Genomic DNA, 24418 nt, shown 5'->3' with positions numbered 1-24418 from the left:
CTTAAACGATTCGGGGTGCGAGTGCCTACGCTGTTCTACCTGAAAACAGCCTATTATTTGCATCGACATCCGGAAAAGGCCTGCCAAATGGGAGGATTCGCAACGACCTTGACTAAAGAGAGGCACGCCTTTAAGCCCTCATTCCTGTGCGGATCAGTCAGCGATTACGGCATCCGCGGGAGTAGCTCAGTTGGTTAGAGCGCCGCCCTGTCACGGCGGAGGCCGCGGGTTCGAGTCCCGTCTCTCGCGCCATCTTTTCAAGTACTTAGGCGGGTTTTTCGGCCGCCGCCCACAACGACCGCCACTCAGGCCCTTAGGTTTTCATTGTCGTCCACGCTCGTAGACTGAGTGTTGGAGGGCTTTAGGGCGCCGAAAAAACAAAAGACCGCCCGCCGGCGGCCGCCTTCCTTTTCCGGATGAAGGGAGCCTGACCTAGCGGACCAGCATCGCGTCAGAACTGGTCACTGCGATCGGCTTGCCGGCCTTCATGACGTGGGCAGTCTGGCTGTAATCTGCGCTGGTGCGCGCCGAGATACCCAAGCCGGCCACCACGATGCCCGCCACGAGTGCCACAACCACGATTTTCAGGTGGGTACTGCGGTCCGCTGAATGAATTGAATGGTTCATCTTAAGCCTCCAGGCAGCTTTGCCACCGCTTTGTTGACGGTAGAAATACCCCCCATCTGTTTCCGGGTGGTTTCGTGGATTCCCAAAAATGGTTTCGTCGGCCGGACGGGGAACGGACGGGACGTTGCGGCCGCGGCTCCCAGACCTTGCGGACCGCAGCGGTTTCGAAGGAAACTGCCGGCAGGCGCGATAAAGCGCTCGGGAGGCAAGAAGAAAATGACAATAACCCGCAGGGGTTTGCTCGGCGCCGCGTCCGCCGCCTGGGCAACCACCGTTGTGAGCAGGTCCGCCAGCGCAGCGGCCGAGTTCGAGTTCAAGCTCGGGGTCAACACGCCGGATACCCATCCCCTCACGATTCGACTGACGGAAGCCGCGCGCGCGGTCGGCGCCCAGTCGTCGGGCCGGCTCAACGTCACGGTTTTTCCCAACAGCCAGCTCGGCGGCGATCCCGAGATGCTCTCGCAAGTTCGCGCCGGCGGTATCGAATTGCTGGCGGCACCCAGCATGACCCTGTCGACGCTGGTGCCGCTGTCGGGCTTGCCGAGCATCGGCTTTGCCTTTCAGTCCTATGACCAGGTCTGGGCCGCGATGGATGGCGGCGTCGGCGATGTCGTCCGCGACGCCATTGGCAAGGCCGGGATCGTGCCGATGAAGAAAATGTGGGACAACGGGTTTCGGCAGATCACCTCGTCTTCGAGCCGGCAGTTGAACAGCGTCGAGGACCTCAAGGGGTTCAAGATTCGCGTTCCCGTTACGGCCTTGCTGACCTCGCTGTTCAGCGGGCTGGGCGCGCTGCCCTCGAGCATCAGCTACAGCGAGCTCTATTCGGCCCTGCAGACCCATATCGTGGAGGGCCAGGAAAACCCGCTGGCGCAGGTATCGACCGGCAAGCTCTACGAGGTGCAGAAATATTGCGCGCTGTCCAACCATTGCTGGAGCGGCTATTGGGTCATCGCCAACCGCCGCGCGCTGGCCGCGCTGCCTGACGACCTCCTGGAGATCCTCAACAGCAGCTTCGATGCCGCCGCCATCAAGGAGCGGTCCGATCTGTTGGAAATGGAGCACTCGTTGCAGGCCGACCTTACGGCCAAGGGCATGGTCTTCAACAAGCCGGACCCGGTGCGGTTCAGGGCGGCGCTGGTGAAGGCGGGCTTCTACACGCAGTGGCAGAAGACCTACGGCGCCGAGGCCTGGGCGCAGCTGGAAAAGTACACGGGCCCGCTCAGCTGAGGATCACGCCGCCCGCTTGATGTCGGCGCGGATCGACGCTGCCGCGCACAGGAACAACAGCGCGCCGAGAGTGGTCGTGACGGATGCCGAGAGCAGCGAATAGCGTACCGCGTCGGCGCCATAGTCGTTCTTCAGCGCGTCATTGATCATGCCGACCGCGAGCGGGCCGACGCCCTGGCCAAAACAGGTCGCGGTCAAAAGGACGATGGCGGACGCCAGCGCGCGCATGCTGGGACGCGCCACGGTCTGGGCAATGGCGAAGATCGGCCCGAGATGAAAGCCGACCAGGAAGGAGGTGGCGGCGAGCGCGGCAACCATGGTTGCAAAATCCAGTGTTAGCACGCATAGCGCGAACACCGGGCCGGCGAGGCCGGAGGTGATCGCCGGCGCCCATAGCTTCCAGCGATCGTCGCGGCTGCTGATCTGCGCCACCACCAGCCCGCCGACCAGCGTGCCCGCCATGCCGAACAGGCCCTTGAAGGTGCCGGCATAGGTTCCGATCTCGGCGCTGTTCAGATGATGCACCCGCGCCAGGAACGGTGGAATCCAGGCCGCGGTGGCGTAATTGGTGTAGGTGGTGAGGCAGAAGCCGATCAGCACGATGACAAAGGTCTTTTGCGAGGCGAGGAATCCGAGCGTCGGTCCGATGGGTTCCGGCACAAAGGTTTCCGCGTGGGCGCCCCGCTTCGGTTCGGAAATCGTCAGCCAGAGGATCGCCGCCAGCGCGATGCCGGGCATGCCTGCGGTGAAGAACGCCATCCGCCAGCCGTAGTGCTGGTTGACATAGCCGCCGATGAAATAGCCCAGAAACACCCCGAGATAGGTGCCGATGGCGTAGACGCCGAGCGCGCGCGGCCGCTCGTTCTTGTCGAAGAGATCGGCGACCATGGATTGCGATGCGGGCGTACCGGCAGACTCGCCGATCCCGACCCCGATCCTTGCCAGCGCCAGCGTCGTCACGCTCGAGGCCATGCCGCACAGGAACGTCATCGCGCTCCAGAAGGCGAACGCCAGCGCAACGATGTTGCGCCGGTTGAGTCGGTCGGCAATGCGCGCAATGGGGATGCCGAGCAGGGAATAGGACAGGACAAAGCCGAAGCCCGCGAGCAGGCCCATGGCGGTATCGCTGAGGACAAATTCCTTTTTGATCGGCTCGATCAGGACGTTGAAAACGGTGCGGTCGAGGAAATTCAGCGCGTAAACGACGGTCAACAGTCCCAGCACATAGTATCGTCCTGTGGTCCGGCTTGCGGCTTTGTCCGCCTGTGCGGTGAGATCGGGCGCGACATCCACCATGGTTTTCACCAGTTTGCTTCTCTCGGGTCCGGCCGAGTGTTCACGCCTCGCGAATGAAGTTCCCCGCCTCGAATTCGACCGGCGGTGAGGCTTGGTCGAACGAGACACCGATCGGATCGCGCCCGGTGGCCAACGCCTCGAGCTGGTCGCTCAACATGCGCCTGATCATCAGAATGCCGCGGTCGCTCTGGCCGAAATGTTCTTCCGAATGCACCGTCACCGGCCCCTGGCCGACCTGCGCCTCGTAATCGCCGGGGAATTGCTGGTGTTCCCGTTCGGTCATGTCCCACCAGAACTTGCCGTTGAATTTCGAGCGCATCCGGCCGATATCGCCGCGCGCCTTGACCCGGCCGGCCACGTAGATGCGGAACGAGGTGTCGTCGATCGGCAGCGTCCAGCCGATCGACTCGACACGGGCGAATTGTGCGACCCGCGGATTGGGCACCACCCGCAGCGTCGGCAGCGCCGCTTCGGTCACCCGATAGAAAATCTTGCCGTCGTCCTGGTTGCGGATCGAGCGCACGATGACGCCGCGCGGCGACATCTCGAACTTCACCTCCGGCATCGAGGCCATCATGTTGGTGAATTGCGGCCCGCTGAACGAGCCGTGCAGCACCGGAACGTGGTAGGGATCGACCACATTTTCAAAGTGCTGCAGCCAGTTGCAGGGAATGACGGTCGGACCGCCGCCGCCGATCGAGGTGTCATCGGCCTCCACGAATTCGCCGTCGTCCATCTTTTCCAGGCATTCGTAGCGTGGCAGCACCGGCCTTTTCTCAGTCGGCCCCAGATAGGCGAAAATCAGCCCGTAGCGCTCCTCGACCGGGTACCAGGGCTGGCGCACCTTGTCCCTGAACTGGCCGCCTTGGGGTTCGCAGGGCTGCTCCAGGCAACGGCCCTCGGTGTCGAACTTCCAGCCGTGATAGCAGCAGCGGATGCCGTCTTCCTCGACCTTGCCATAATAGAGCGTGGTGCCTCGATGGCAGCAGCGCGCATGCAGCAGGCCGGCGCGGCCGTGCTTGTCGCGGAACAGGATCAGGTCCTCGCCGAGCGCGCGGACTTTTCGGGGAACGTCAGTGGCGTCACCGGAAAGACCGACCGGATGCCAATATCGGCGCAGCAGTTCCCCCATCGGCGTGCCGCGGCCGACCTCGGTCAGCTCCGTCCGGGTCGTCGACGGCCGCATGGCGTAGGCGGTGCCGAGTTCGCGATCACGCTGGGTGATGTTCATCGCCGCTTCCTCCCTGCCGGCCTTCGGCCGCGTTCCCTTAAGAATGAGAACCTTTCGCAAAGTGAACGTTAGATCGATGACAATGTCAACGGTTTCAAAAACCTTGGCAGCCGAGGGTTTTGTTGGCACACCTTGGCCATGAAGCAGCCGTCGAGAAGCGCTGTCCGGGCGCCGCCGACCCGCCAACCGGATGATCGGGCGGCGCCGATCACCGCGATGATGTCGTCGCGCCTGATGGTGCTCGCCAACCTGCTGAAACGCGGGGCCATCCTCCGTTACAAGCGTCTGGCCGGGCTTTCGTCGGTGGAGTTCGGCCTGGTGGCATCGCTGGGGCGCCGACCGCCGATGAGCGTGGCGAGGCTCGCCGAGGCGGTTGGCATGGACAAGGGCCAGATCAGCCGGGCGCTCGCCGGGCTGGTTTCGCGCAAGCTGGTTTCGAGAGGGGTCAATCCCAGGGATAGCCGGGAAGTGCTGGTTTGCCTCACCCGAGCGGGGCTGATCGCCCACGACACGATCGTGGCAGGGGCCTTGGAACGCAACCAGCGTTTGCTGGAGCAGCTTGGCAAGGGCGAAGTGGCAATGCTGCTGGGGCTTATCGAGCGCCTGACGGACACCGCTGCCAGGATGCTGGAGGCCGAAAAAGACCTCGGCTGACAACATTGCACCGGCCCGGTCGGGTGCTCGGGGCCCGGGCGGCGACGCCTCGACCGCCATTCCCCAGCGATGTTTTCTTCGCCCCGCCACAGAAATTGCCGCCGTCTTGATCCAGGTCAAGGGGAAGGTCAGGCCGTGAGCAGCTCATTCGCTCGGCGGGGGCTGGCCCCGACCGGCCGTCGTGTTCCAAAATTTTCCCGCCCCAATCGAGACCCCGGACCCCGTCAAAATTGCTTGTCTTGCGCCCCTTGTTGCGCTGCGCTAAGCCTCGGAATAATTCCAATCAAACGAATCTGCGGCTGTCAGCTACCGCAGGAAAAGGCCCCGCCGATGACCGGCATCCTGCAGAATTATCTTCCCCTTGTCGTGTTTATAGGCGTCGCCGCCCTGATCGGGCTGGTGCTCCTGATCGCCCCCTTCATCGTCGCCTTCCAGCAACCCGATCCGGAAAAGCTCTCGGCGTATGAATGCGGGTTCAACGCATTCGACGACGCCCGCATGAAATTCGACGTCCGGTTCTACCTGGTCGCCATTCTCTTCATCATCTTCGACCTCGAAGTCGCATTCCTGTTTCCGTGGGCGGTGGCCTTCGGGAAGCTGGGCGCGACCGGCTTCTGGTCGATGGTGGTTTTCCTTGCCGTCCTGACCGTCGGCTTCGCCTACGAATGGAAGAAAGGCGCGCTCGAATGGGATTGAGCCCCTCTGCCGCAAGGCCCGGATTTGCCCCGGCGGTCGCACCCGCCGCGAGCGGGATTCTCGACCCCTCCACCGGCTTGCCGGTCGGAGCCAATGATCCGTACTTCCTCGAGGTCAATCACGAATTGTCCGACAAGGGCTTCTTCATCACCACCGCCGACAATTTGATCACCTGGGCGCGGACGGGATCCCTGATGTGGATGACGTTCGGTCTGGCCTGCTGCGCGGTCGAGATGATGCAGGTGTCGATGCCGCGCTACGATGTCGAGCGCTTCGGTTTCGCGCCGCGCGCTTCGCCGCGGCAGTCCGACGTGATGATCGTTGCGGGCACGCTGACCAACAAGATGGCGCCGGCGCTGCGCAAGGTCTACGACCAGATGCCGGAGCCGCGCTACGTGATCTCGATGGGGTCGTGCGCCAATGGCGGCGGCTACTATCACTATTCCTACTCGGTGGTGCGCGGTTGCGACCGCATCGTGCCCGTCGACATTTACGTGCCCGGATGCCCACCGACGGCGGAAGCGCTGCTCTACGGTGTGCTGCTGCTGCAGAAGAAGATCCGGCGTACCGGAACCATCGAACGCTAAGGGTTTTGGAATGGATGACGGCAGGCTCGACGCATTGGGGCAGACGATTGTTGGCGCGCTTCCGGGTGCTGCAACCGGTCATACGGTCGCGTTCGGGCAGCTCACCGTTGCGGTCCAGGCCGACAGAATCGTCGATGTCGTAACCTTCCTGCGCGACGACCCCGGCTGCCGCTTCGTGAACTTCACGGATATCACCGCGGTCGACTATCCCGGCCGCGAAAAGCGCTTCGATGTCGTCTATCACTTGCTGTCGCCGACGCTGAACGCCCGCATCCGCCTTCGTCTGGCGGCCGACGAGACCACCCAGGTGCCGTCGATCATCGAGGTGTTTCCGGGCGCCGACTGGTTCGAGCGCGAAACCTATGACCTCTATGGCGTGATCTTCATCGGCCATCCGGACATGCGGCGGCTGTTGACCGACTACGGCTTCGACGGACATCCGCTGCGCAAGGATTTCCCGACCACCGGCTTCGTCGAGGTCCGCTACGACGACCAGGAGAAGCGAGTGCTCTACGAACCCGTCCGCCTCAATCAGGAATTCCGCAAGTTCGATTTTCTCTCGCCTTGGGAAGGCGCCGATTATCCGGTGCTGCCCGGCGATGAGAAGAGAAGTGGCGAGTAGCGAATGGCGAGTGGCGAATAGGGATGATGTTTGACCGACCCATCGATCAACTCCTATCGGGACCTGAGGGTGTGGCAGGATGCCATGGCCTTAGCGGAAGCCTGTTACCGATTGACGCGCCAATTTCCACGAGACGAATTGTTCGGACTCACATCGCAAATCAGACGCGCGGCGGGATCGGTTCCGGCCAATATTGCCGAAGGTCACGAGCGCGAAAATACTGGCAGCTTCTTGCAGCACCTGCGAATCTCGCAGGGCTCTTTAAAGGAGCTCGAAACGCACATGCTTTTAGCGGAGCGAGTTGGTGTCATGGCGGCGCTGGATCTGCAGTCGGTTCTCATCCAGTGCGAGAGCTTGGGCAAAATGCTTCGCGCTTTGATACGGTCGCTGCAGGAAAAGGCCGCTACCCGATGACGCTATTCGCTATTCGCCATTCGCTATTCGCCAAGGCGCGGAGCGCCGCTCGATGAACGAAGCACCAGCACTGCGTAACTTCACCATCAACTTTGGACCGCAGCATCCGGCGGCGCATGGCGTGCTGCGCCTGGTGCTGGAACTCGACGGCGAGGTCGTGGCCCGAGTCGATCCGCATATCGGGCTGCTTCATCGCGGCACCGAGAAGCTGATCGAGACCAAGACCTATCTGCAGGCGATCCCGTATTTCGACCGGCTCGACTATGTCGCGCCGATGAATCAGGAGCACGCGTTCTGCCTCGCGGCGGAGAAACTGCTCGGCATCGAGGTGCCGCGCCGCGGGCAGCTGATCCGGGTGCTGTATTGCGAGATCGGCCGCATCCTGTCGCATCTGCTCAACGTCACCACGCAGGCGATGGACGTCGGCGCCCTGACCCCGCCGCTATGGGGTTTCGAGGAGCGCGAAAAGCTGATGGTGTTTTATGAGCGCGCCTCGGGCTCGCGCATGCATGCGGCCTATTTCCGCATCGGGGGCGTGCACCAGGACCTTCCGCCGAAACTGATCGACGATATCGAGGCCTGGTGCGATCCGTTCCTGCGCGTGGTCGACGATCTCGACCGGCTGCTCACCGGCAACCGCATCTTCAAGCAGCGCAACGTCGATATCGGCGTGGTGTCGCTCAAGCAGGCCTGGGAATGGGGATTTTCCGGGGTGATGGTGCGCGGCTCGGGGGCGGCGTGGGACCTGCGCAAGGCGCAGCCATACGAATGCTATGCCGAGATGGATTTCGACATTCCGATCGGCAAGAACGGCGACTGCTTCGATCGCTATCTGCTCCGCATGGAAGAGATGCGCCAGTCCGTGCGCATCATGAGGCAGTGCATCGCCAAGCTCCGCGCCGCCGATGGGCAAGGGCCCGTGGTTGTGGACGATCACAAGATTTCCCCGCCGCGCCGGGGCGAGATGAAGCGCTCGATGGAAGCGCTGATCCATCACTTCAAGCTCTATACCGAGGGCTTCCACGTGCCGGAGGGTGAGGTCTACGCCGCGGTCGAGGCGCCCAAGGGCGAGTTCGGCGTGTTCCTGGTCTCTGACGGCAGCAACAAGCCGTACAAATGCAAGATCCGCGCGCCCGGATTTGCGCATCTGCAGGCGATGGACTTCATCTGCAAGGGCCACCTCTTGGCCGACGTTTCCGCCATCCTCGGCTCGCTCGACATCGTGTTCGGAGAGGTCGATCGGTGATCGCGCTCCCGCCCATCCATTTTGACCGGGCTTCGGGAGCGCTCGAGGGCGCCAATCTGTGGGAGCGGACGGCGGCGCTCGCCTTCGCGACTGGCTCCAAAATATCGTCGCACTTTTCGCACCGCGGTTACAACCACTGCGCCAATCTGCTGCGCAAGGCTTTGCCCGAGCGGGATATCGCGATCAAACTCAATCCGGACGCGACGTTCGAATTTCCCTATGGCGATGGGTATTGGAGCAAGCTACTTAACCGTTCGTTCTCCTACGAGGACGAGCTGGAGCTGTTGGTCAGGGATTCGGTTGCCGTCGATTACACGCTGCTCGATTGCGGCGCCAATTTCGGCTACTGGTCGGTGCTCGTCTCCAGCGCGCCTTACGGCTCGCATAAGGCGATCGCGATCGAGCCGTCGTCGCAGAATTTCGCCAAGCTTGCGAACAACGCCAAGGTCAATGGCGGCCGCTTCGAGGTGATGAAGTGCGCGATCGGGTCCGCGCGCGGCACCGCGCGGCTGTCCGGCACCAAGCACGAAGCGTTCAGCATCGCCGGCGGCGTGAACAGCGGCGGCGAGGATGTTCCGGTCATCGCGCTCGACAACCTGCTCGACGACGGCAAGATTTCCGCCGAAGGAAAATACCTGATCAAGCTCGACGTCGAAGGCGTCGAAGTCGAGGCCATCAAGGGCGGCACCCGGCTGCTGCAGGGCGACAGCGTGCTGTTGTGCGAGGAACACGGCAGCGACCGCAATCATACGGTGTCGCGCTACATCCTCGACCAGACCCCGCTTCAGCTGATCGTCTACGATCCCCGCTCCAACCGCCTGGAAACCGTGACCGAGCTTTCGATCCTCGACCGGATCAAGGTTTCCACTCACGTCGGCTACAACGTGTTCGGCACCGCAAGCGCCTTCTGGCAGAACCGGATCAGCGCCCTGAACGCGAATGCCGCGCGCCGCATGCAATGAGAGACTGAACGACGATGTCTGTCCGCCGCCTCGCTCCGAAAGAACTGCAGCCCGCGAACTTCGCGTTCACGCCGGAAAACCTCGCCTGGGCCGAGGAACAGATCGCCAAATATCCGGAAGGCCGCCAGGCCTCCGCCGTCATCGCGATCCTGTGGCGGGTGCAGGAACAGCACGAGGGCTGGGTCTCGGAAGCCGCCATCCGCGCGGTTGCCGATCTGCTCGACATGCCCTACATCCGGGTGCTGGAGGTCGCGACCTTCTATACGATGTTCCAGCTGCAGCCGGTCGGGAAGAAGGCGCACGTCCAGGTCTGCGGCACCACGCCGTGCCGCCTCCGCGGCGCCGGCGACATCATCGATGTGTGCCAAAGCCGCATCCATCACGATCCCTTCCATCTGTCCAAGGACGGCAATTTCAGCTGGGAGGAAGTCGAGTGTCTCGGCGCCTGCGTGAATGCGCCGATGGTGCTGATCTGGAAGGACACCTACGAGGACCTGACCAAGGAAAACTTCGGCAAGGTGCTGGACGGCTTCGCCTCCGGCAATCCGCCGAAGCCGGGACCGCAGATCGACCGCCAGTTCTCCGCGCCGGTGGGCGGACCGACCACGCTGAAGGAAACCACATGACGCGCGAGCGCACATTGCGAGCGGCGGGGCCGGGGAGTGTCGGTGCGATGAAGAACTGGCGCTACATCGGCTTGCATACCGTCGCTGCCGCGGCCTTCATCTTCCTGCTGCAGCGCTTCGTGCTGCATGCCTCGCTTGAATCATGCCTGTTATGGGCGCTGGTCCTCGGCGGATGCGCCGCCGGTCTCGCCTATTCGCAGTCCAACCGCTGACTCTGGGAAGCTTCACGTCATGCTCGATGACAAGGACCGCATCTTCAAGAACCTCTACGGCCTCCATGACTGGGGCCTGGAGGGTGCGCGCCGCCGCGGCGCGTGGGACGGCACCAAGGCGATCATCGACAAGGGCCGCGACTGGATCATCAACGAGATGAAGGCCTCGGGCCTGCGCGGACGCGGCGGGGCGGGTTTCCCGACCGGCCTGAAATGGTCGTTCATGCCGAAGGAATCCACCGACGGCCGGCCGAGCTATCTCGTCGTCAATGCCGACGAATCCGAGCCCGGCACCTGCAAGGACCGCGAGATCATGCGGCATGATCCGCATCTTCTGGTCGAGGGCTGCCTGCTCGCGAGCTTCGCGATGGGCGCCCATGTCTGCTACATCTATGTACGCGGCGAGTTCATCCGGGAACGCGAGCATTTGCAGGCCGCGGTCGATCAGGCCTATGCGGCGAAGCTGATCGGCAAGGACAATCTCAACGGCTGGCCGTTCGAGCTCTATGTCGCGCACGGCGCCGGCGCCTATATCTGCGGCGAAGAAACCGCGCTTCTGGAAAGCCTCGAAGGCAAGAAGGGCCAGCCGCGGCTGAAGCCCCCGTTCCCCGCCAATGTCGGCCTCTACGGCTGCCCGACCACCGTCAATAATGTCGAATCGATCGCGGTGGCACCCGATATCCTGCGGCGCGGTGCGGCGTGGTTTGCCGCCATCGGCAAGCCGAACAATGTCGGTACCAAGCTGTTTTGCATTTCCGGCCATGTCGAGCGTCCCTGCAACGTCGAAGAGGCGATGGGGATTCCGTTCCGCGAGCTGATCGAGCGCCACTGCGGCGGCGTCCGCGGCGGCTGGGACAATCTCAAGGCGGTGATCCCCGGCGGATCCTCGGTGCGCATGGTGCCCGCCGAGCAGATCATCGACACGCCGATGGATTTCGACTCCTTGAGCAAGCTGCGCTCGGGTCTCGGCACCGCCGCCGTCATCGTGATGGACAAGTCGACCGACCTGATCCGCGCGATCGCCCGGATTTCCTATTTCTACAAGCACGAGAGCTGCGGCCAGTGCACGCCGTGCCGCGAGGGCACGGGCTGGATGTGGCGGGTGCTGACGCGCATGGCAGAGGGCCGCGCCCACAAGCGCGAGATCGACATGCTTCTGGAAGTCACAAAACAGGTCGAGGGCCACACCATCTGCGCGCTCGGTGACGCCGCGGCGTGGCCGATCCAGGGCCTGATCGCGCATTTCCGTCACGAGATCGAAGAGCGCATCAGCGAGTATTCGCACAAGGCGGATATCGACGATGCCGGTATTCTCGATCCCGCCCATATGGTCGCGGCGGAGTAGGGTTGATGTCGCAACCGAGCATTTTATGGTGGCAGAAATACGGGACGCTGGCGCAGATGGCGCAGGCGTCCGTGGCGCTGCTCGGCTTTGTTGCGATCCTGTTTCAGATCAACGAAATCCGCACCAGCAATCGCGCCGTCAGCGCGCGGCAGGCGTTTTTGGGTTACACCGACCTGGCGTTCAAGAATCCGAAGTTCTCGGCGCCGGATTACGAGGCAATCAAGGCGGCCGGCCGCGATGAGCAGATCCAGTACGAGAGTTTTGTCTCGTATTTCCTCTATGCCTGCGAGGAGGCGACCGCCGCCTTCGCCGACCGGCGGGAGTGGACGGCATCCTGCGACTACGACCTGAAGGCGCATCTGCCGTTCCTGTGCGAGAAGTCGAGGACCGAGCCGGCCTACCTCGAAACCTATTCCACGGACACCCAGCAATGGGTGAAGGCGTCCTTAAGGACCGCCAGCGTCACATCACCGGACTGCAAGCTCGGAAAGACTTGAGAGCGCTATGACAAAACTCATCATCGATGGCAAAGAGATCGATGTCCCCGCCGAATACACGCTGCTGCAGGCGTGCGAGGCCGCGGGCGCCGAAATTCCGCGCTTCTGCTACCACGAGCGGTTGTCGATCGCCGGCAATTGCCGGATGTGCCTGGTCGAGGTCAAGGGCGGTCCGAAGCCGGTCGCAAGCTGCGCCTGGGGCGTGCGCGATTGCCGTCCGGGTCCCAAGGGCGAACCGCCGGAAATCCTCACCCGCTCGCCGATGGTGAAGAAGGCGCGCGAAGGCGTGATGGAATTCCTCTTGATCAACCACCCGCTGGATTGCCCGATCTGCGATCAGGGCGGCGAGTGCGACCTGCAGGATCAGGCGATGGGCTACGGCGTCGATACCTCGCGCTTCGCCGAGAACAAGCGGGCGGTCGAGGACAAGTATCTGGGCGCGCTGGTCAAGACCTCGATGAACCGCTGCATCCAGTGCACCCGCTGCGTTCGCTTCTCCGCCGAAGTCTGTGGCGCGCCCGAGATGGGCGCGACCGGCCGCGGCGAGGACATGGAAATCACCACCTATCTGGAGTCGGCGCTGACCTCGGAATTGCAGGGCAATCTGGTCGATATCTGCCCCGTGGGCGCGCTGACCTCGAAGCCTTACGCGTTTGCGGCGCGGCCCTGGGAGCTCGGCAAGACCCAGTCGGTCGACGTGATGGATGGCGTTGGCTCGGCGATCCGGGTCGATACCCGCGGCCGCGAGGTGATGCGGATCCTGCCGCGCGTCAACGAGGCGGTGAACGAGGAATGGATTTCCGACAAGACCCGCCACGTCGTCGACGGCCTGCGCACGCAGCGGCTCGACCGTCCCTACATCCGGGAGAACGGCAAGCTGCGCGCCGCGACATGGCCTGAAGCGTTCGCGGCCATCGCCGCCAGGGTGAAAATGAGCGACGGCAAGCGGATCGGCGCCATCGCGGGCGATCTCGCCGCCGTGGAGGAGATGTTCGCGCTGAAGGATCTGCTGGCGAAATACGGCTCGGTCAATCTGGCGGTGCAGGGCGGCGACGCCTTCGATCCGAAGGCCGGTCGCGCCTCCTATATCTTCAATCCGACCATCGCGGGCATCGAGCAGGCCGACGCGCTTCTGATCATCGGCTCGAATCCGCGGAAGGAAGCCGCCGTCCTCAACGCGCGCATCCGCAAGCGCTGGCGCACGGGCAAGCTCAAGGTCGGCGTGATCGGCGCCAAGGCCGACCTGACTTACACCTACGATCATCTCGGTGCGGGCACGGATTCGCTCACCGATCTCGCAGCCGGCAAGCATTCCTTCGCCGAGGTGCTGAAGGGTGCCAAGAATCCGATCGTGCTGGTCGGCACCGGCGCGGCGGCGCGGCATGATGGTGCGGCGATTCTCGCGGCCGCCGCCAAGCTCGCGGCGGATGTCGGCGCGGTGAAGGACGGCTGGAACGGCTTTGCGGTGCTGCACGATACGGCCTCCCGGGTCGGCGCGCTCGATATCGGTTTTGCGGCGAGCGCCGGAGGCCTGAGCGCGGCGCAGATGACGACGTTCGGCACGCTGGATCTGCTATTTTTGCTGGGCGCCGACGAAACCAAGGCGCCGGACGGCACTTTCGTGATATATATCGGCACCCATGGCGACCGCGGCGCGCATCGCGCCGACGTGATCCTGCCGGGTGCGGCTTATACCGAGAAATCCGGCATCTACGTCAACACCGAGGGCCGGGTGCAGATGGGCAACCGCGCCGCGTTTCCCCCGGGCGAGGCGCGCGAGGATTGGGCGATCATCCGCGCGCTGTCGGAGACCCTGGGCAAGAAGCTGTCGTATGATTCGCTGCCCGCGCTGCGCCAGGCGCTGTTCAAGGCGGTGCCGCATTTGATGCGCGTCGACCAGATCGCAGCTGTGCCTGCGGCCGACCTCAAGGCGCGGGCCGGCAAGGCCGGCCTCAAGACGCGGGCCGCCAAGGGCGGCAGCGTCGAGAAGACGCCGTTCAGATCGTCCGTTGAGGATTTTTACCTGACCAACCCGATCGCGCGCGCGTCGGCGGTGATGGCGGAATGTTCCCGCCTGGCGTCCGGGCAGATGCTGACGGCAGCGGAGTGAGCGTGACCTGATGGCTGATTTCTTCGCAAGCGCATTCTGGACCGGCTTCCTGTGGCCATTGATCGTCATGGTCGCGGAGAGCGTGCTGCTGCTCGTCGTGCTGTTGGTGGCGATCGCCTACATCCTGCTCGCCGACCGCAAGATCTGGGCGGCGGTGCAGATCCGGCGCGGACCCAACGTGGTCGGCCCGTGGGGACTGTTCCAGTCCTTCGCCGATCTCCTGAAGTTCGTGCTGAAGGAGCCGATCATTCCTTCCGGCTCCAACAAGGGCGTGTTCCTGCTGGCGCCGCTGGTCTCCTGCGTGCTGGCGCTCGCGGCCTGGGCGGTGATCCCGATGGATCTCGGCTGGGTGATCTCCGACATCAATGTCGGCGTCCTCTACATCTTCGCGATCTCCTCGCTGTCGATCTACGGCATCATCATGGCCGGCTGGTCGTCGAACTCGAAATACCCGTTCCTGGCGGCGCTGCGTTCGGCGGCACAGATGGTCAGCTACGAGGTCTCGATCGGTTTTGTCATCATCACGGTCCTGTTGTGCGCGGGCTCGCTGAACCTATCGGCCGTGGTCGAGGCCCAGAACACCCGCGGGCTCGCCAGCCTGATCGGCCTGCCCAGGCTGACCATCCTGAACTGGTACTTCATCCCGCTGTTCCCGATGTTCGTGGTGTTCTACGTCTCGGCGCTGGCGGAAACCAACCGCCCGCCGTTCGACCTGGTGGAAGCCGAATCCGAGCTGGTGGCGGGCTTCATGGTCGAATACGGCTCGACGCCTTATTTGTTGTTCATGCTCGGCGAGTATGTCGCGATCACCACGATGTGCGCGATGGCCACGATCCTGTTCCTGGGCGGCTGGCTGCCGCCCATCGCGGTAGCGCCGTTTACCTGGGTGCCCGGCGTGATCTGGTTCGCACTCAAACTATTCTTCATGTTCTTTATGTTTGCGATGGCGAAGGCGATCGTGCCGCGCTACCGCTACGATCAACTGATGCGGCTCGGCTGGAAGGTGTTCCTGCCGCTGTCGCTGGCGATGGTAGTTGTCGTCGCCGGCGTGCTGCACTTCGCGGGGATCGCCCCGCAATGAGGTCGCTATGAGTGTCAATATCAACGCCACAGCCCGCTCGCTTCTGCTGTCGGAATTCGTATCGGCGTTCTTCCTCGCCATGCGCTATTTCTTCCAGCCGAAACCGACGCTGAACTATCCGTTCGAGAAGGGGCCGATCTCGCCACGCTTCCGGGGCGAACACGCGTTGCGCCGCTATCCCAACGGCGAGGAACGCTGCATCGCCTGCAAGCTGTGCGAGGCGATCTGCCCGGCGCAGGCCATCACCATCGAGGCCGGTCCGCGCCGCAACGACGGCACCCGCCGTACCGTGCGCTACGACATCGACATGGTGAAATGCATCTATTGCGGGCTGTGCCAGGAGGCCTGTCCGGTCGATGCCATCGTCGAGGGACCGAATTTCGAATTCGCGACCGAGACCCGCGAGGAACTCTATTATGACAAGGCGAAACTGCTCGCCAATGGCGACCGCTGGGAGCGCGAGATTGCGAAATCGATCGAACTCGATGCGCCGTACCGGTGAGGTGAGGGCATGATCCTTCCAGCGCTGTTCTTCTATCTGTTTGCCGGCATCTGCGTTGCCTCGGCGGTGATGGTGATTGTGTCGCGCAATCCCGTACACTCCGTGCTGTTTTTGATCCTGGCATTCGTCAACGCGGCCGGCCTGTTCATACTGATGGGCGCCGAATTTCTGGGGATGGTTCTCATTTTCGTCTATGTCGGCGCGGTTGCGACGCTGTTCCTGTTCGTGATCATGATGCTCGACGTCGACTTTACGGAGCTGCGCGAAGGCTTCCTCGAATATCTGCCGATCGGCCTCGTGATCGGCGCGATATTTCTCGCGGAACTGCTGCTGGTCGGCGGCGGGTGGGTCATCAATGCCGGCGTCGCCAAAGCGATTACCGCGGCGATTCCGGCAAACGTCAGCAACACCGAAGCGCTCGGCCTCGTGCTCTATACCAAGTACATCTATTACTTCCAGATCGCGGGCATGGTGCTGCTGGTCGCGATGATCGGCGCCATCGTGCTGACGCTGCGCCACAAGGCCAGCGTCAAGCGGCAGGACATCAATGTGCAGAACGCGCGGACGCCGGCAATCGCGATGAGCGTGCGCAAGGTCGCCTCGGGCCAGGGCCTGCAGGACGCGGACGCGGCGGAGTGGGTGCAATGACGATCGGTCTCGGACATTACCTGTCGGTCGGCGCCATCCTGTTCACGCTCGGGATCCTCGGCATCTTTCTCAACCGCAAGAACATCATCATCATCCTGATGTCGATCGAACTGATCCTGCTCGCGGTCAACATCAACCTGGTGGCGTTCTCGACCTTCCTCGGCGACATCGTCGGCCAGGTATTTGCGCTGCTGGTGCTGACGGTGGCCGCGGCGGAAACGGCGATCGGTCTTGCGGTGCTGGTGGTGTACTTCCGCAACCGCGGCTCGATCGCGGTTGAAGACGTCAATCTGATGAAGGGCTAACCCGCCAATGATCCAGGCAATCGTCTTTCTGCCGCTGATCGGCGCGGTTCTCGCGGGGCTGATTTCGATCTTCGGTGCCCATGCGCGCAATCCGAGCGGCGACGAGGTCGAGCATCACGGCGACGCGCATGGCGCCGACGCCCATGTCTCCGAAGCCCATGACGGGCATGCCGACGACCACGGCCACGACGATCATGCGGTCGAACCGGCGGCCGCGGGCTCGCGCGCGGCCGAACTGATCACCACGGGGCTGCTGCTGGTGTCGGCGGCACTCTCCTGGGTGGCATTTGTCGATGTCGGCTTCATGCACCATGACGTCAGGATTGCGCTGTTCCCCTGGATCAATTCAGGCGATCTACAGGTGGCGTGGTCGCTGCGGGTCGATACGCTCACCGCGGTGATGCTGGTGGTGGTCAATACCATTTCGTCGCTCGTGCATCTCTATTCGATCGGCTACATGGACGAGGACCCGTACCGGCCGCGCTTCTTCGCCTATCTGTCGCTGTTCACCTTCGCGATGCTGATGCTGGTGACCGCCGATAACCTGGTACAGCTGTTCTTCGGCTGGGAAGGCGTCGGCCTCATGAGCTACCTGCTGATCGGCTTCTGGTACCAGAAGCCGTCGGCGAACGCGGCGGCGATCAAGGCCTTCGTGGTCAACCGCGTCGGCGACTTCGGCTTCGCGCTCGGTATTTTTGCCGTTTTCGCGCTGATCGGCTCGACCGACTTCGAGACCATTTTCGCCGGCGCGCCGGGCCTGACCGGCAAGACCATTGATTTCTTCGGCTGGCACGCCGACGCGCTGACGCTGACCTGCCTGCTCCTGTTCATGGGCGCGATGGGCAAATCGGCCCAGTTCCTGCTGCACACCTGGTTGCCGGACGCCATGGAAGGTCCGACGCCGGTTTCGGCCCTGATCCATGCCGCGACCATGGTCACCGCCGGCGTCTTCATGGTGGCGCGACTGTCGCCGCTGTTCGAACTCGCGCCAAACGCGCAGGCGTTCGTGATGTTTATCGGGGCGACCACCGCGTTCTTCGCCGCGACCATCGGCCTGGTCCAGAACGACATCAAGCGCATCGTCGCCTATTCGACCTGTTCGCAGCTCGGCTACATGTTCGTGGCGATGGGGGCAGGGGCCTATTCGGTCGGCATGTTCCATCTGTTCACGCACGCCTTCTTCAAGGCGCTGTTGTTCCTCGGCTCCGGCTCGGTGATCTACGCGATGCATCACGAGCAGGACATCCGCAATATGGGCGGGCTGTGGCGCAAGATCCCCTACACGTTCGCGGTGATGTGCATCGGAACCCTGGCCCTGACCGGCTTTCCGATGTTCGCGGGCTACTTCTCCAAGGATGCGATCATCGAGTCCGCCTACGCCTCGCACAATCCGTTTGCGCTGTACGGCTTCCTGATGACCGTGATCGCAGCCGGGCTGACCTCGTTCTATTCCTGGCGTCTGATCTTCAAGACCTTCTTCGGCGAACCGCACGACCAGGCACATTACGAGGCGGCGCATGAGAGCCCGCTGTGGATGCTGATCCCGATCGGCGTTCTCGCCGCCGGCTCGATCCTCGCGGGTTTCCCGTTCAAGGAACTGTTCGCCGGCCACGGCGTCGAGGAATTCTTCCGCGAGTCGGTCAAAATGAACCCGCACATCATCGAGGACATGCACCATATCCCCGAGACCATCGCCTATCTGCCGACCGTCATGATGGTGATCGGCGCCTATATCTCCTACGTCTTCTATATCCGCCGGCCGTATCTGCCGGTCGAACTCGCCCGCCAGCAGCCGCTGCTGTACCAGTTCCTGCTCAACAAATGGTACTTCGACGAATTGTACGACCTGATCTTCGTGCGCCCGGCCAAGTGGATCGGACGTTTCCTGTGGAAGGTCGGCGACGGCAAGATCATCGACGGCTTCGGCCCCGACGGCGTGTCGGCGTGGGTGCTTGACGTGACCCGCAACGTCGTGAAGCTGCAGACCGGCTATCTCTACCACTACGCGTTCGCGATGCTGATCGGCGTCGCGGGATTGATCACCTGGTTCATGTTCGGCTTGGGAGGCCAGTGATGACAACCTGGCCCATTCTTTCGGTCGTTACCTTCCTGCCGATATTCGGCACGCTGCTGATCTATATCAACCGCGGCGACGACGAGGCCGCGCGGCGCACTTCGCGCTGGATCGCGCTGTGGACCACGGTGATCACGTTTGTGGTGTCGCTGATTCTGGTCTGGCGCTTCGATCCCGCACAGGCAGACTTCCAGTTCGTCGAAAGGACGTCGTGGCTTGCCACCGGCATCACCTATCACATGGGTGTCGACGGCATTTCGCTGCCGTTCGTGATCCTGACCACCGCGCTGATGCCGTTCTGCATCCTCGCGAGCTGGAAATCGATCACCATGCGCGTGCGCGAATACATGATGGCGTTCCTGATCCTGGAAACGCTGATGGTCGGCACCTTCTCCGCACTCGACCTCGTGCTGTTCTATCTGTTCTTCGAGGGCGGCCTGATTCCGATGTTCCTGATCATCGGAGTGTGGGGCGGCCCGCGCCGGGTCTATGCCTCCTTCAAGTTCTTCCTCTACACGCTGCTCGGCTCGGTCCTGATGCTGCTGGCGATCATGGCGTTGTACTGGAATGCCGGCACCACCGACATTCCGACCTTGATGCACACCGCGGTGCCGCGCAGCTTGCAGACCTGGGCGTGGCTGGCGTTCTTCGCTTCCTTTGCGGTGAAGATGCCGATGTGGCCGGTGCACACCTGGCTGCCCGACGCCCATGTCGAGGCGCCGACCGCGGGCTCGGTGATCCTGGCCGCGATCCTGCTGAAGATGGGCGGCTACGGCTTCCTGCGCTTCTCGCTGCCGATGTTCCCGCTGGCCTCGCATGATTTCGCGCCGCTGATCTTCTCGCTGTCGGTCATCGCCATCATCTACACCTCGCTGGTGGCCTTGATGCAGGAAGACATCAAGAAGCTGATTGCCTACTCGTCGGTGGCGCATATGGGTTTTGTCACCATGGGGATCTTCGCCGGCACCACCCAGGGCGTCGCCGGCGGCGTGTTCCAGATGGTGTCGCACGGCATCGTGTCGGGCGCGCTGTTCCTCTGCGTCGGCATCATCTACGACCGCATGCATACCCGCGAGATCACGGCTTATGGCGGCCTCGTCAACCGCATGCCGATCTACGCGCTGGTGTTCATGGTCTTCACCATGGCCAATGTCGGGCTGCCCGGCACCAGCGGCTTCGTCGGCGAGTTTATGACGCTCATTGGAACCTTCAAGGTCTCGATCCCGACCGCCACCTTCGCCACTACCGGCGTGATCCTGTCGGCGGCCTATGCGCTGTGGCTCTATCGCAAGGTCGTGTTCGGCGCGCTGACAAAGCCGTCGCTCGCCACCATCAAGGACCTCACCTTCCGCGAGGGCCTGATCATGGTGCCGCTGGTCGCGCTCACCTTGCTGTTCGGATTCTATCCGAAACCGGTGCTCGACATGTCGGCCACCTCGGTGCAGCAACTCGTCAACAACTACAACACCGCAGTGACGGCCGTGAAAGCGGCCGCGCTTGTGCAGTGATCAGGACAGCGCGTCATGAGCTTTGAGAGTGCAGGTTATCAGCTGCTGCCCGTGCTGCCGGAGCTTGTGCTGGCCCTGGGTGCGATGGCGCTTCTGATGTTGGGCGCCTATCGCGGGCCGCAGACCACGGGCCTCGTCACGGGGCTGGCGGTTTGCCTGCTGGTCGTGACCGGCATGCTGGAGCTGTGGCTGCCGGGCGGCAAGACCTTTGGCGGCAGTTTCATCGTTGATGACTTCGCAAAGTTCCTGAAAATCCTGGCGCTGATCGGCTCGATCGCGACGCTGGTGCTTTCGATCGAATATCTGGCCGATCAGTCCCGGCGCATCTTCGAATATGCCATCCTGGTGCTGCTTTCCACCCTCGGCATGATGGTGCTGATCTCGGCCGGCGACCTGATCATGCTCTATCTCGGGCTCGAGCTGATGTCGCTCGCGCTTTACGTGGTCGCCGCGAGCAACCGCGACAATGCCAAATCGACCGAGGCCGGCCTGAAGTATTTCGTGCTGGGCGCGCTGTCGTCCGGCATGCTGCTGTATGGCGCTTCGCTGATCTATGGCTTCACCGGCACCGTGGGCTTTGCCGGGATCGCGGCGGCGGTGAAAACCGGCAGCATCGGCATCGTGTTCGGCCTGGTGTTCCTGCTGGCCGGGCTTTGCTTCAAGATTTCGGCGGTGCCGTTCCACATGTGGACACCCGACGTCTATGAAGGCGCGCCGACGCCGGTCACCGCGTTCTTTGCTTCCGCGCCGAAGGTCGCGGCGCTCGCGGTATTCACCCGCGTGGCGCTGACCGCGTTCCCGGGCATCGTGCCGCAATGGCAGCAGATCGTGGTGTTCGTGTCGATCGCCTCGATGGCGCTGGGATCGTTCGCCGCCATCGGGCAGAAGAACATCAAGCGGCTGATGGCCTATTCGTCGATCGGCCATATGGGGTTTGCCCTGGTCGGGCTCGCCGCCGGCACCGCCGAAGGCGCGCAGGGCGTGCTGGTCTACATCTCGATCTATGTAGCGATGACGCTCGGCAGCTTCGCCGTCATCCTGACGGTGAAGCGCAACGGTCAGCATTTCGAAAACATCAGCGACTTCGCCGGGCTTTCGCGCACCAATCCGCTACTGGCGTTCTTCTTCGCGATGCTGCTGTTTTCGCTGGCCGGCGTTCCGCCGCTGGCGGGCTTCTTCGCAAAATGGTACGTCTTCGTTGCGGCGATCAAGGCCGGGCTGTTCACGCTGTCGGTGGTCGGTGTGCTCACCAGCGTGGTGGGCGCGTATTACTATCTCTCCATCGTCAAGGTGATGTATTTCGACGAGCCGCTGACAAAACTCGATCCGATGCGCGTCGAGCTGCGTACGGTGCTGGCGTTCGCGGGGCTCTTCAACATATTCTTTTTCGTCTATCCGGGGCCGCTGGTCAGCGTTGCCGCGGCAGCGGCAAAGTCGCTTTTCTAGATGGCATTCACGCTCGGTCCACGAGCCCTTTCGGCGGGTTACCGGCTCGCCGCCTTCGATCAGATCGGTTCGACCAACGCGGAAGCCATGGCGCGCGCCCGCCAGGGCGAGCGCGCGCCGACCTGGTTCGTAACTACAGAACAAACCGCCGGACGCGGCCGGCGCCATCGTCCCTGGATCGCGCCCCGTGGTAATCTCGCCAGCAGCATCCTGGAAGTGCTCGATGTCTCGCCCGCGGTCGCAGCGACGCTCGGCTTTGCCGCCGGGCTGGCGTTGGAGGCGGCGCTGCGCCGGGTCAGCATTGAAGCATCGCTGAGGTCAGCGGGATCGGACGATATGAAATTTGCGCTGAAATGGCCCAATGACGTGCTGGCAGGGCGCCAAAAGCTAGCCGGCATCCTGCTGGAAGCGGAGGCCGTGGGGGACAACGCCCTGGCCGTCGTGGTCGGCATCGGCACCAACGTTGTCGCGGCACCCGAGGGCACACCGACGCCTGCGACCTCGCTGCGCTCGCTGGGGGTCAACATCGGTGCGGAGGAGCTGTTTGCCGAGCTTTCGGATGCCTGGGCGGAATACCGGGGTATCTGGGACATGGGGCGCGGTTTCGGCGAGATCCGCAAGCTTTGGCTGGAGCGTGCGGCGGGGCTGGGACAGCCGGTCGCCATCCACACCGGTGGCACCACCGTGGAGGGCACGTTCGATGGCATCGACGAGACCGGTTGCATGATCGTCCGGACATCAGGCGGCAAGCCGGTCCCGATCTCGGCCGGCGACGTCTATTTCGGCTCGGCGGCCTCGGCGGGGACGACCTGATGGCGCGCCCGGACGAACTGACCTTTGCGCCGCTCGGCGGCGTCGGCGAGATCGGCATGAATCTGTCGATCTACGGGCTCGGCAACCGCCACGAGCGCTCCTGGTTGGCGGTCGATCTCGGCGTCTCCTTTGGCGACGAGGAGCATCTGCCGGGCATCGATTTGATCATGCCGGACATCCGCTTTCTGGAGAAAGAGCGCAAGAACCTGGTCGGGCTGGTGCTGACGCATGCCCATGAAGACCATTTCGGTGCCGTCATCGACCTCTGGCCGAAGCTGAAATGCCCGATCTACGCCACCCAATTCAGCGCCGCTCTGTTCGAGGCCAAATGCGCGTCGGAGCGCAATCCGCCGAAAATTCCGGTCACCGTGGTGCCCTCGGGCGGCCGCATCGACCTCGGCCCGTTCAATGTCGAGTTCATTCCGGTCGCGCATTCGATTCCCGAGTCGCACGCGCTGGCGATCCATACATCCGCCGGCACGGTGCTGCACACCGGCGACTGGAAGATCGATCCGACGCCGATCATCGGCTTGCCGACCGACGAGCGGCGCCTGCGCGAGCTCGGCGATGCCGGCGTGCTGGCGCTGATCGGTGATTCCACCAACGCGGTGCGGGATGGGCGCTCGCCGTCGGAGGCCGAAGTCGCCAAAACCATTACCGAACTGGTCAAGGGGGCAAAAGGCCGGGTCGCGGTGACCACCTTCGCCTCCAACGTCGCGCGGCTGCGTGCGGTGGCCGATGCCGCAAAGGCGGCGGGCCGCGAGGTCGTGGTCGTCGGCCGCGCTATGGAGCGCGTCGTGCAGGTGGCGCGGGAGACCGGCTATCTCGACGGCGTGCAGAATTTCCGGGGCGCCGATCTCTACGGCCATTTCCCACCGGACAAAGTGCTGGCGCTGTGCACGGGAAGCCAGGGCGAGCCGCGCGCCGCGCTGTCGCGCATCGCCAATGACGACCATCCGCAGGTTACGCTGAACAAGGGCGACTGCGTGATCTTTTCCTCGCGCACCATTCCCGGCAACGAAAGGGCGGTCGGCGGCATCATCAACGGCCTTGTGACACAAGGCATCGAAGTCATCACCGACCGTACCCATCTCGTCCACGTCTCCGGTCATCCGCGCCGCGACGAATTGCGCGACATGATTTCGTGGGTACGCCCGCAGCTCCTGATCCCCGTGCACGGCGAGGCGCTGCATTTGTTCGAACATGCCAAGCTGGCGCGCGCCGCGGGCGTGCCCAAAACGCTGATCTGCCGGGATGGCGATCTTGTGAAACTAGGGCCGGGCGACCCTGGTATCATCGAGCAATTGCCGTCGGGACGGCTCTACAAGGACGGCTCGATCCTGGAGGATTCCAAGTCGCGTGCGGTGGTCGAACGGCGCCGGCTGGCGTTTGCCGGCTGCGCCTTTGTGGCGGTCGCGATGACCGAAAAAGGCGAACTGGCCGACGATCCCGAGGTTGATCTCGTCGGCATCCCCGAGAAGAATACGGCCGGGGAGGTCATCGACGAGATTGTGTTCGACGTCGTGGTCTCGACGGTGGAGGGCCTGCCGCGGGCACGGCGGCGCGATCCCGAGGCCACGGCGGAATCGGTGCGCCGGGCCGTGCGCGCCGTGATCAACGAGCATTGGGGCAAGAAGCCCCTGTGCTACGTTCACGTTCTGATTGTTTAGAATTTCGGTGGGAGGA

Annotated in this window: 25 protein-coding genes and 1 tRNA gene; 23 read left to right on the top strand and 3 right to left on the bottom strand. The window is 63.2% G+C overall.

What is annotated here, in order from left to right; genetic code table 11:
* Nucleotides 1-175: 175 nt before the first annotated feature.
* Nucleotides 176-252 (top strand) — tRNA-Asp (locus tag B5525_RS33355).
* 180 nt (nt 253-432) lie between these two features.
* Here B5525_RS33355 and B5525_RS33350 read toward each other — a convergent pair.
* Nucleotides 433-627 (bottom strand): hypothetical protein, encoded by a 195-nt coding sequence (locus tag B5525_RS33350; protein ID WP_079570038.1) that lies wholly within the window; start codon nt 625-627, stop codon nt 433-435.
* A 216-nt stretch (nt 628-843) separates the two neighbouring features.
* Between B5525_RS33350 and B5525_RS33345 the strand changes: the two genes are divergently transcribed.
* Nucleotides 844-1857, top strand: a complete 1014-nt coding sequence (locus B5525_RS33345; RefSeq protein ID WP_079570037.1) for a TRAP transporter substrate-binding protein — start codon at nt 844-846, stop codon at nt 1855-1857.
* A gap of 3 nt (nt 1858-1860) precedes the next feature.
* Here the strand turns inward: B5525_RS33345 and B5525_RS33340 are convergent, their stop codons facing one another.
* Together B5525_RS33340 and B5525_RS33335 are read right to left on the bottom strand one after the other, a co-directional pair.
* Nucleotides 1861-3153: a spinster family MFS transporter gene (locus B5525_RS33340; RefSeq protein WP_079570035.1), complete on the bottom strand. Its 1293-nt coding sequence runs from the start codon at nt 3151-3153 to the stop codon at nt 1861-1863.
* A gap of 40 nt (nt 3154-3193) precedes the next feature.
* Nucleotides 3194-4384, bottom strand: coding sequence for an aromatic ring-hydroxylating dioxygenase subunit alpha (locus B5525_RS33335; protein WP_079574117.1), 1191 nt, complete (start codon nt 4382-4384; stop codon nt 3194-3196).
* 138 nt (nt 4385-4522) lie between these two features.
* Between B5525_RS33335 and B5525_RS33330 the strand changes: the two genes are divergently transcribed.
* From B5525_RS33330 to B5525_RS33230, 21 genes are all read left to right on the top strand, one after another.
* The gene (locus tag B5525_RS33330; protein ID WP_079570033.1) at nt 4523-5038 is read left to right on the top strand and encodes a MarR family winged helix-turn-helix transcriptional regulator; all 516 of its coding nucleotides are present in this window, start codon (nt 4523-4525) and stop codon (nt 5036-5038) included.
* Between the two features lie 330 nt (nt 5039-5368).
* On the top strand, nt 5369-5734 hold the full coding sequence (locus B5525_RS33325) for an NADH-quinone oxidoreductase subunit A (RefSeq protein ID WP_079570032.1): 366 nt from the start codon (nt 5369-5371) through the stop codon (nt 5732-5734).
* Entirely contained in the window at nt 5725-6321 is a 597-nt protein-coding gene (locus B5525_RS33320; RefSeq protein ID WP_079570031.1) for a NuoB/complex I 20 kDa subunit family protein, read from the top strand. Before B5525_RS33325 ends, B5525_RS33320 begins: the two co-directional genes overlap by 10 nt.
* A 10-nt stretch (nt 6322-6331) precedes the next feature.
* Nucleotides 6332-6943 carry an NADH-quinone oxidoreductase subunit C gene (locus B5525_RS33315; RefSeq protein ID WP_079570030.1) on the top strand — a complete coding sequence of 204 codons (612 nt, stop codon included), beginning with the start codon at nt 6332-6334 and terminating at the stop codon, nt 6941-6943.
* Nucleotides 6944-7027: 84 nt separating this feature from the next.
* Nucleotides 7028-7357, top strand: coding sequence for a four helix bundle protein (locus B5525_RS33310; RefSeq protein WP_197687976.1), 330 nt, complete (start codon nt 7028-7030; stop codon nt 7355-7357).
* 52 nt (nt 7358-7409) lie between these two features.
* The gene (locus tag B5525_RS33305) at nt 7410-8603 is read left to right on the top strand and encodes an NADH-quinone oxidoreductase subunit D (RefSeq protein WP_079570026.1); all 1194 of its coding nucleotides are present in this window, start codon (nt 7410-7412) and stop codon (nt 8601-8603) included.
* Nucleotides 8603-9565, top strand: a complete 963-nt coding sequence (locus B5525_RS33300; RefSeq protein WP_172900123.1) for an FkbM family methyltransferase — start codon at nt 8603-8605, stop codon at nt 9563-9565. The genes B5525_RS33305 and B5525_RS33300 overlap by 1 nt, the downstream gene beginning before the upstream one ends.
* Nucleotides 9566-9579: 14 nt before the next feature.
* On the top strand, nt 9580-10191 hold the full coding sequence (gene nuoE / locus B5525_RS33295; RefSeq protein ID WP_079570023.1) for an NADH-quinone oxidoreductase subunit NuoE: 612 nt from the start codon (nt 9580-9582) through the stop codon (nt 10189-10191).
* The gene (locus tag B5525_RS33290; RefSeq protein ID WP_079570022.1) at nt 10188-10403 is read left to right on the top strand and encodes a hypothetical protein; all 216 of its coding nucleotides are present in this window, start codon (nt 10188-10190) and stop codon (nt 10401-10403) included. The genes nuoE and B5525_RS33290 overlap by 4 nt, the downstream gene beginning before the upstream one ends.
* A gap of 19 nt (nt 10404-10422) precedes the next feature.
* Nucleotides 10423-11748: an NADH-quinone oxidoreductase subunit NuoF gene (gene nuoF / locus B5525_RS33285; protein WP_079570020.1), complete on the top strand. Its 1326-nt coding sequence runs from the start codon at nt 10423-10425 to the stop codon at nt 11746-11748.
* 5 nt (nt 11749-11753) lie between these two features.
* A complete protein-coding gene (locus B5525_RS33280; RefSeq protein ID WP_154073592.1) occupies nt 11754-12245 on the top strand; it encodes a hypothetical protein in 492 nt (163 codons plus the stop codon).
* Between the two features lie 7 nt (nt 12246-12252).
* Nucleotides 12253-14355: an NADH-quinone oxidoreductase subunit NuoG gene (gene nuoG, locus B5525_RS33275; protein WP_079570017.1), complete on the top strand. Its 2103-nt coding sequence runs from the start codon at nt 12253-12255 to the stop codon at nt 14353-14355.
* Nucleotides 14356-14365: 10 nt separating this feature from the next.
* Nucleotides 14366-15436: an NADH-quinone oxidoreductase subunit NuoH gene (nuoH, locus tag B5525_RS33270; RefSeq protein ID WP_079570016.1), complete on the top strand. Its 1071-nt coding sequence runs from the start codon at nt 14366-14368 to the stop codon at nt 15434-15436.
* 7 nt (nt 15437-15443) lie between these two features.
* Entirely contained in the window at nt 15444-15938 is a 495-nt protein-coding gene (nuoI, locus tag B5525_RS33265) for an NADH-quinone oxidoreductase subunit NuoI (protein ID WP_079570014.1), read from the top strand.
* Nucleotides 15939-15947: 9 nt separating this feature from the next.
* Nucleotides 15948-16586 carry an NADH-quinone oxidoreductase subunit J gene (locus B5525_RS33260; protein ID WP_079570013.1) on the top strand — a complete coding sequence of 213 codons (639 nt, stop codon included), beginning with the start codon at nt 15948-15950 and terminating at the stop codon, nt 16584-16586.
* Entirely contained in the window at nt 16583-16891 is a 309-nt protein-coding gene (gene nuoK / locus B5525_RS33255) for an NADH-quinone oxidoreductase subunit NuoK (RefSeq protein WP_079570011.1), read from the top strand. Before B5525_RS33260 ends, nuoK begins: the two co-directional genes overlap by 4 nt.
* A 7-nt stretch (nt 16892-16898) precedes the next feature.
* On the top strand, nt 16899-18965 hold the full coding sequence (nuoL, locus tag B5525_RS33250; protein ID WP_079570010.1) for an NADH-quinone oxidoreductase subunit L: 2067 nt from the start codon (nt 16899-16901) through the stop codon (nt 18963-18965).
* Nucleotides 18965-20473 (top strand): NADH-quinone oxidoreductase subunit M, encoded by a 1509-nt coding sequence (locus tag B5525_RS33245; RefSeq protein WP_079574115.1) that lies wholly within the window; start codon nt 18965-18967, stop codon nt 20471-20473. The genes nuoL and B5525_RS33245 overlap by 1 nt, the downstream gene beginning before the upstream one ends.
* Nucleotides 20474-20488: 15 nt before the next feature.
* On the top strand, nt 20489-21919 hold the full coding sequence (gene nuoN / locus B5525_RS33240; protein ID WP_079570008.1) for an NADH-quinone oxidoreductase subunit NuoN: 1431 nt from the start codon (nt 20489-20491) through the stop codon (nt 21917-21919).
* Nucleotides 21920-22732: a biotin--[acetyl-CoA-carboxylase] ligase gene (locus B5525_RS33235; RefSeq protein ID WP_079570007.1), complete on the top strand. Its 813-nt coding sequence runs from the start codon at nt 21920-21922 to the stop codon at nt 22730-22732.
* On the top strand, nt 22732-24402 hold the full coding sequence (locus B5525_RS33230) for a ribonuclease J (protein WP_079570005.1): 1671 nt from the start codon (nt 22732-22734) through the stop codon (nt 24400-24402). The genes B5525_RS33235 and B5525_RS33230 overlap by 1 nt, the downstream gene beginning before the upstream one ends.
* The last annotated feature ends 16 nt before the right edge of the window (nt 24403-24418 follow it).

Origin of the sequence: Bradyrhizobium erythrophlei, from assembly GCF_900129505.1 — a bacterium.
In the GTDB taxonomy this organism is placed as follows: domain Bacteria; phylum Pseudomonadota; class Alphaproteobacteria; order Rhizobiales; family Xanthobacteraceae; genus Bradyrhizobium; species Bradyrhizobium erythrophlei_D.
This window is presented reverse-complemented; position numbering and strand designations above follow the sequence as displayed.

Coding starts and splice junctions, on each gene's coding strand:
- B5525_RS33290 (WP_079570022.1), top strand. CDS start 10,188: ATGACGCGCGAGCGCACATTGCGAGCGGCGGGGCCGGGGAGTGTCGGT.
- nuoI (WP_079570014.1), top strand. CDS start 15,444: ATGAGTGTCAATATCAACGCCACAGCCCGCTCGCTTCTGCTGTCGGAA.
- B5525_RS33325 (WP_079570032.1), top strand. CDS start 5,369: ATGACCGGCATCCTGCAGAATTATCTTCCCCTTGTCGTGTTTATAGGC.
- B5525_RS33330 (WP_079570033.1), top strand. CDS start 4,523: ATGAAGCAGCCGTCGAGAAGCGCTGTCCGGGCGCCGCCGACCCGCCAA.
- B5525_RS33230 (WP_079570005.1), top strand. CDS start 22,732: ATGGCGCGCCCGGACGAACTGACCTTTGCGCCGCTCGGCGGCGTCGGC.
- B5525_RS33260 (WP_079570013.1), top strand. CDS start 15,948: ATGATCCTTCCAGCGCTGTTCTTCTATCTGTTTGCCGGCATCTGCGTT.
- nuoL (WP_079570010.1), top strand. CDS start 16,899: ATGATCCAGGCAATCGTCTTTCTGCCGCTGATCGGCGCGGTTCTCGCG.
- nuoK (WP_079570011.1), top strand. CDS start 16,583: ATGACGATCGGTCTCGGACATTACCTGTCGGTCGGCGCCATCCTGTTC.
- B5525_RS33320 (WP_079570031.1), top strand. CDS start 5,725: ATGGGATTGAGCCCCTCTGCCGCAAGGCCCGGATTTGCCCCGGCGGTC.
- B5525_RS33315 (WP_079570030.1), top strand. CDS start 6,332: ATGGATGACGGCAGGCTCGACGCATTGGGGCAGACGATTGTTGGCGCG.
- B5525_RS33280 (WP_154073592.1), top strand. CDS start 11,754: ATGTCGCAACCGAGCATTTTATGGTGGCAGAAATACGGGACGCTGGCG.
- nuoF (WP_079570020.1), top strand. CDS start 10,423: ATGCTCGATGACAAGGACCGCATCTTCAAGAACCTCTACGGCCTCCAT.
- nuoN (WP_079570008.1), top strand. CDS start 20,489: ATGAGCTTTGAGAGTGCAGGTTATCAGCTGCTGCCCGTGCTGCCGGAG.
- nuoE (WP_079570023.1), top strand. CDS start 9,580: ATGTCTGTCCGCCGCCTCGCTCCGAAAGAACTGCAGCCCGCGAACTTC.
- B5525_RS33350 (WP_079570038.1), bottom strand. CDS start 627: ATGAACCATTCAATTCATTCAGCGGACCGCAGTACCCACCTGAAAATC.
- B5525_RS33305 (WP_079570026.1), top strand. CDS start 7,410: ATGAACGAAGCACCAGCACTGCGTAACTTCACCATCAACTTTGGACCG.
- B5525_RS33340 (WP_079570035.1), bottom strand. CDS start 3,153: ATGGTGGATGTCGCGCCCGATCTCACCGCACAGGCGGACAAAGCCGCA.
- B5525_RS33345 (WP_079570037.1), top strand. CDS start 844: ATGACAATAACCCGCAGGGGTTTGCTCGGCGCCGCGTCCGCCGCCTGG.
- B5525_RS33310 (WP_197687976.1), top strand. CDS start 7,028: ATGGCCTTAGCGGAAGCCTGTTACCGATTGACGCGCCAATTTCCACGA.
- B5525_RS33245 (WP_079574115.1), top strand. CDS start 18,965: ATGACAACCTGGCCCATTCTTTCGGTCGTTACCTTCCTGCCGATATTC.
- nuoH (WP_079570016.1), top strand. CDS start 14,366: ATGGCTGATTTCTTCGCAAGCGCATTCTGGACCGGCTTCCTGTGGCCA.
- B5525_RS33335 (WP_079574117.1), bottom strand. CDS start 4,384: ATGAACATCACCCAGCGTGATCGCGAACTCGGCACCGCCTACGCCATG.
- B5525_RS33235 (WP_079570007.1), top strand. CDS start 21,920: ATGGCATTCACGCTCGGTCCACGAGCCCTTTCGGCGGGTTACCGGCTC.
- nuoG (WP_079570017.1), top strand. CDS start 12,253: ATGACAAAACTCATCATCGATGGCAAAGAGATCGATGTCCCCGCCGAA.